Genomic DNA, 5,061 nt, shown 5'->3' on the forward strand with positions numbered 1-5,061 from the left:
ACTTCCTATAAAGACAATGTTCCTTACTTTCCTCTAGCAGAGGGAGTCATTCACTTCCTATGAGGACATTTTGTCCCACTTTCCACTAGCCGAGGGAGTCATTCACTTCCTATGAGGACATTGTTTCCTACGTATCATCGACCGAGGGAATCATTCAACATTAATGTACCTGACCCGTTTATTCTCGGTGTATCCTTAACATAATTAGCCGACTTTCCATGTCCAATTAATGAAAAGTTACTGTGTAAAACCCTTTGAATTACTTGCTTAGAGAACATTTCCCCAATCCAATCATGAATGATCTTTGTAGTGATTTTCATCTGTGGGAACAAACTACAACATTCATTTATAGCTCTTATCAAAGCGATATCCAAATCTTCCTTCCTTCCGCACATACTACATTCAATCATTCTATAATGGTGGCGCATATCCATCCCCCCACACCCAACACAAACAATCCCCTTCCGCAGATCCTCATACCTGTACTCAGGCAATCTTTCGTATGGTGACTTCTCAATATGCAGCTCGCACAGCTTCTCAGCCAAACGGGAATGACGTGCATTTAACTTTGCAGAACTAGAGGATTGCTTCAATAATTTAGTGGAAAACCGATTCAATTGGGAACAAAATACTATTGGTAATTTAGGTGGGCAATTATATAGATTAAACTCGGGGTTAATAAATATGAGGTTTGATTCTATGGGGAGTTGATATCCTAGGCTTCTGAGGAGTTGTCTTAATGCGGTTTCGCATCGTTGCATTTGTAGTAAGGGATCTTTTATTTCTTTACTGCCAGAATACCACCTGTCATCCTCAAGTAAGAAATCACCTTCAAAATTCTTCACTTCAAACAAGTACACTCTATCCCCTCCAATCACAAGGGAGTCAATTTGAAACAAACTGCCTGCTTGCTCAAGTAAAATATCATTCACCACAATCCACTCACCTTCTAACCCTGAAAACCATTTATCAAAAAGTACCTCCCCCTGATAACCTTTTTCAAGATTCCAATATCGGCTATCATCCACGAGACCTTCTCGTGCCTTAAGCATTCTTAATAATTTCAGCTCCTCAGACACCTTACGTTCCTTCATCATAAAACTCATCCACAACACTCCCTTCAATATAAAAAAGCAGGCAAACCTAATTACCTACTTTTCATCCAAAACCCAATACTCACTCGTTCCACCATGAACCTGCAGAAACATCTCGCTAATCGCAGCAAGCATCTCTTCACATTCGTCACTTTTCATAGAAGGCTTAAAATACACAACATGCAACGCAGACGTGCTCTCCTCAGAAACGGCTGTCCTGCGACTATCGACAAAAGGACTTCCAAAAGGACCTACCTCATCACGAGTGTGAAGCATCTTAGCTAATGTAATTTCTCGCCCATTTAATCCTTCATAACTTGATGTCTCATCTCCAATCGCAACTGTTACATCACCAACAATCTTCTCAGCATCATAGATTCCAAAGGGAATTTCATATTTCATTGAAAAAAAGTTGTTCAAATCCACAGCAGAATTGAATGGCTCAAGGAATTGTCCTTTTTTTATTCTACGGTACAATGCCTCCACGGATGGCCGATACCTAGATGGATCTATCCCAGTTTCCTTGAATACAGAACGCCACTGTGCTACTCCGGGAATATCTTTCATATCTTTATCTTCTAAATCCAAGTGAAGCGATTCTTGGAAAAGGCGAATTCTCCCTTTTAACATCTGAGGTGACGAACTAATACTAATATCGTTATACATAATGATACCGTATTTCTTAAGGGTTACACTTTCATCAATCAATACTTTCATTTAGCCCATCCTTCCTTTCTTGATTATGGTAATTGTATCATATAACTTGTTCTATGCTACTTATTGCTTTTAATTATGTTAAAATATAGGGTGGCTAAAATACAATAAAGGAGGTGTTCACATTGAATGAGGAAAACTTAATACTAAAAGAAGAAATTATCGCCTATAGTAAAGAAGTTGGCATTGATAAGATTGGATTTGCAAGTGCCGGAGTGTTCACTGGTTTAAAAGAAAGACTAATCACTCAACAGGAACTTAACTATCAATCCGGGTTTGAAGAACCTGATATTGAAAAACGGACAAACCCTAAACTAGTACTACCCAAGGCCAAAAGCATTATTGCCATTGCACTTGCATATCCCTCCAAAATGAAAGACGCACCAAGAAGCACACGTGAAGAGCGACGAGGGATATTTTGCCGTGCATCCTGGGGTGTCGATTACCATGATATCTTAAGAGAGAAACTCAGATTGTTAGAAGCGTTCATAAAAGAAAAGCGTCCAGACGCTCTAATGAAATCCATGGTAGATACCGGTGAGCTAAGTGACAGGGCTGTTGCTGAACGGGCAGGTATTGGTTGGAGCGGTAAAAACTGTGCGATTATCACGCCTGAATTTGGCTCGTATGTGTATTTAGGGGAAATGATAACGACGATATCCTTTGAACCAGATACCCCTTTAGAAGATAACTGTGGGACCTGTAATAAATGCGTGGAAGTCTGTCCAACAGGTGCACTCGTTCAAGGTGGACAGCTCAATTCTAATAAATGCATTGCCTTTCTGACACAAACAAAAGGCTTCCTGGCAGAAGAGTATCGCACCAAATTAGGCAACAGACTCTACGGCTGTGATACTTGCCAGACAGTGTGCCCTGAAAATAAAGGAAAAGATTTTCACCTTCATCCTGAAATGGAGCCCGATCCTGAAATTGTTAAACCGAAGTTAAAACCACTTTTAACCATCTCTAACAAAGAGTTTAAAGAGAACTTTGGTAAGATCTCAGGATCCTGGCGTGGGAAAAAGCCAATACAACGAAATGCCATTATCGCGCTCGCTCATTACAAAGATACTTCCGCTATACCTGATCTCCAAAGTCTATTAAAAAATGACCCTCGTCCGGTAATAAGAGGAACGGCAGCCTGGGCATTAGGAAAAATCGGGGACAAGCAAGCATTAGAAACACTGCAACATTATCAAACAACAGAAAAAGATCCTGAAGTGTTAAAAGAACTTGAAAAAGGAATTAGCATGCTTACTGAGTAGAGTGACACATAAGAAAGCCACAGAACATAATCATGCTCTGTGGCTTTTTGTTATAGATTCTTTACTTTTTAGCAACAAAAAAGACCCCAACAATTAAGTTAGAGTCTTGAAAAGTTATGTATGGAGCGGGTGATGGGAATCGAACCCACGACATCAGCTTGGAAGGCTGAGGTTTTACCATTAAACTACACCCGCGATTGGTACCGGTGGCCGGGGTCGAACCGGCACTCCAGAGGAACACGATTTTGAGTCGTGCGCGTCTGCCAATTCCGCCACACCGGCATACTCAATCATAATAATTATTCAAATGGTGCCGAGGACCGGAATCGAACCGGTACGGTAGTCACCTACCGCAGGATTTTAAGTCCTGTGCGTCTGCCAGTTCCGCCACCCCGGCTTGTCTCGTATATATGAATAACTACTTTTAGTAAAATTGGAGGTGGCAACCGGATTTGAACCGGTGATAAAGGTTTTGCAGACCTTGGCCTTACCACTTGGCTATGCCACCTGAATTTTTTGGAGCGGAAGACGGGATTCGAACCCGCGACCCCCACCTTGGCAAGGTGGTGTTCTACCACTGAACTACTTCCGCAAAAATGGCTGGGCTAGCTGGATTCGAACCAACGCATGTCGCAGTCAAAGTGCGATGCCTTACCGCTTGGCTATAGCCCAATAAATCTAGAAATAAAAAAGACTTAAATGAAAGTCGATATTAAGTAAATTATGGGGCGACTGATGGGAATCGAACCCACGAATGCCTGAACCACAATCAGGTGCGTTAACCACTTCGCCACAATCGCCATAATTTTAAATTGGCAGGGGCAGTAGGAATCGAACCCACACCGGAGGTTTTGGAGACCTCTGTTCTACCGTTAAACTATGCCCCTATTAAACATTTTGTTACTACTTTTTTAAGAAATGGTGGAGGGGGGCAGATTCGAACTGCCGAACCCGAAGGAGCGGATTTACAGTCCGCCGCGTTTAGCCACTTCGCTACCCCTCCATATATCTGGTGCCGGCGATAGGAGTCGAACCCACGACCTACTGATTACAAGTCAGTTGCTCTACCAACTGAGCTACACCGGCATTATATGGTGATTTCTTCATTTTGGTGAAAAAATCATGGTGGCTCGGGACGGAATCGAACCGCCGACACATGGATTTTCAGTCCATTGCTCTACCAACTGAGCTACCGAGCCTAATTTTATTTTCAAAGAAAATGGCGGTCCCGACCGGGATCGAACCGGCGATCTCCTGCGTGACAGGCAGGCATGTTAACCGCTACACCACGGGACCATTTGGTTGCGGGGACAGGATTTGAACCTGCGACCTTCGGGTTATGAGCCCGACGAGCTACCAGACTGCTCCACCCCGCGATAATATTATTGTCAAATATGTTATAAAGATATAATGGTGGAGGATGACGGGATCGAACCGCCGACCCCCTGCTTGTAAGGCAGGTGCTCTCCCAGCTGAGCTAATCCTCCTATGTATAAACATTCATTATTTATGTCTCGAATAACTTTGGTGACCCGTACGGGATTCGAACCCGTGTTACCGCCGTGAAAGGGCGGTGTCTTAACCGCTTGACCAACGGGCCAAAGATAATGGCGGAGAGCAAGGGATTTGAACCCTTGAGACGGCGTTGACCGTCTACACGATTTCCAATCGTGCTCCTTCGGCCACTCGGACAGCTCTCCATTTAGTTGGCTCCACCAGTAGGATTCGAACCTACGACCCTTCGGTTAACAGCCGAATGCTCTACCGCTGAGCTATGGTGGATTAATACCAGCCTGGCAACGTCCTACTCTCACAGGGGGAGATCCCCCAACTACCATCGGCGCTGAAGAGCTTAACTTCCGTGTTCGGTATGGGAACGGGTGTGACCTCTTCGCCATCATTACCAGACAAATATTATTATAATATATCTTTGAAGAAAATCAAGATGTTTTTTCAACTTTTTTATTCCTTCAAAACTAGATAATGTT

Annotated in this window: 3 protein-coding genes, 17 tRNA genes and 1 rRNA gene; 1 reads left to right on the plus strand and 20 read right to left on the minus strand. The window is 43.2% G+C overall.

Annotated elements, in window-relative coordinates:
• Positions 1-134: 134 nt before the first annotated feature.
• Positions 135-1,106 (minus strand): nuclease-related domain-containing protein, encoded by a 972-nt coding sequence (locus AAV98_RS19585; RefSeq protein WP_060667198.1) that lies wholly within the window; start codon positions 1,104-1,106, stop codon positions 135-137.
• Between the two features lie 45 nt (positions 1,107-1,151).
• A complete protein-coding gene (locus AAV98_RS19590) occupies positions 1,152-1,811 on the minus strand; it encodes a B3/B4 domain-containing protein (protein WP_060667199.1) in 660 nt (219 codons plus the stop codon).
• A gap of 122 nt (positions 1,812-1,933) precedes the next feature.
• Here AAV98_RS19590 and queG point away from each other — a divergent pair, with 122 nt between their 5' ends.
• A complete protein-coding gene (gene queG, locus AAV98_RS19595; protein ID WP_060667200.1) occupies positions 1,934-3,073 on the plus strand; it encodes a tRNA epoxyqueuosine(34) reductase QueG in 1,140 nt (379 codons plus the stop codon).
• 121 nt (positions 3,074-3,194) lie between these two features.
• Here the strand turns inward: queG and AAV98_RS19600 are convergent.
• The 18 genes from AAV98_RS19600 to rrf form a co-directional block, all read right to left on the minus strand.
• Positions 3,195-3,268, minus strand: a tRNA-Gly gene (locus AAV98_RS19600).
• 3 nt (positions 3,269-3,271) lie between these two features.
• Positions 3,272-3,355, minus strand: a tRNA-Leu gene (locus AAV98_RS19605).
• 26 nt (positions 3,356-3,381) lie between these two features.
• Positions 3,382-3,470 (minus strand) — tRNA-Leu (locus AAV98_RS19610).
• Between the two features lie 37 nt (positions 3,471-3,507).
• Positions 3,508-3,581, minus strand: a tRNA-Cys gene (locus tag AAV98_RS19615).
• 9 nt (positions 3,582-3,590) lie between these two features.
• Positions 3,591-3,665: transfer RNA gene (locus tag AAV98_RS19620), tRNA-Gly, on the minus strand.
• A 5-nt stretch (positions 3,666-3,670) separates the two neighbouring features.
• Positions 3,671-3,745: transfer RNA gene (locus AAV98_RS19625), tRNA-Gln, on the minus strand.
• Between the two features lie 52 nt (positions 3,746-3,797).
• Positions 3,798-3,873, minus strand: a tRNA-His gene (locus AAV98_RS19630).
• A gap of 13 nt (positions 3,874-3,886) precedes the next feature.
• Positions 3,887-3,960, minus strand: a tRNA-Trp gene (locus AAV98_RS19635).
• A 32-nt stretch (positions 3,961-3,992) separates the two neighbouring features.
• Positions 3,993-4,076: transfer RNA gene (locus AAV98_RS19640), tRNA-Tyr, on the minus strand.
• A gap of 7 nt (positions 4,077-4,083) precedes the next feature.
• Positions 4,084-4,159 (minus strand) — tRNA-Thr (locus AAV98_RS19645).
• 37 nt (positions 4,160-4,196) lie between these two features.
• A tRNA-Phe gene (locus tag AAV98_RS19650) sits at positions 4,197-4,272 on the minus strand.
• Between the two features lie 21 nt (positions 4,273-4,293).
• A tRNA-Asp gene (locus tag AAV98_RS19655) sits at positions 4,294-4,369 on the minus strand.
• Between the two features lie 3 nt (positions 4,370-4,372).
• A tRNA-Met gene (locus tag AAV98_RS19660) sits at positions 4,373-4,449 on the minus strand.
• Between the two features lie 35 nt (positions 4,450-4,484).
• Positions 4,485-4,560, minus strand: a tRNA-Val gene (locus tag AAV98_RS19665).
• 38 nt (positions 4,561-4,598) lie between these two features.
• Positions 4,599-4,673: transfer RNA gene (locus tag AAV98_RS19670), tRNA-Glu, on the minus strand.
• Between the two features lie 8 nt (positions 4,674-4,681).
• Positions 4,682-4,773: transfer RNA gene (locus AAV98_RS19675), tRNA-Ser, on the minus strand.
• A gap of 7 nt (positions 4,774-4,780) precedes the next feature.
• Positions 4,781-4,855, minus strand: a tRNA-Asn gene (locus AAV98_RS19680).
• 9 nt (positions 4,856-4,864) lie between these two features.
• A 5S ribosomal RNA gene (gene rrf / locus AAV98_RS19685) occupies positions 4,865-4,981 on the minus strand.
• Positions 4,982-5,061 lie beyond the last annotated feature (80 nt).

This window comes from Bacillus sp. CHD6a, from assembly GCF_001293645.1.
Classification (GTDB): Bacteria; Bacillota; Bacilli; order Bacillales; family Bacillaceae_I; genus Sutcliffiella_A.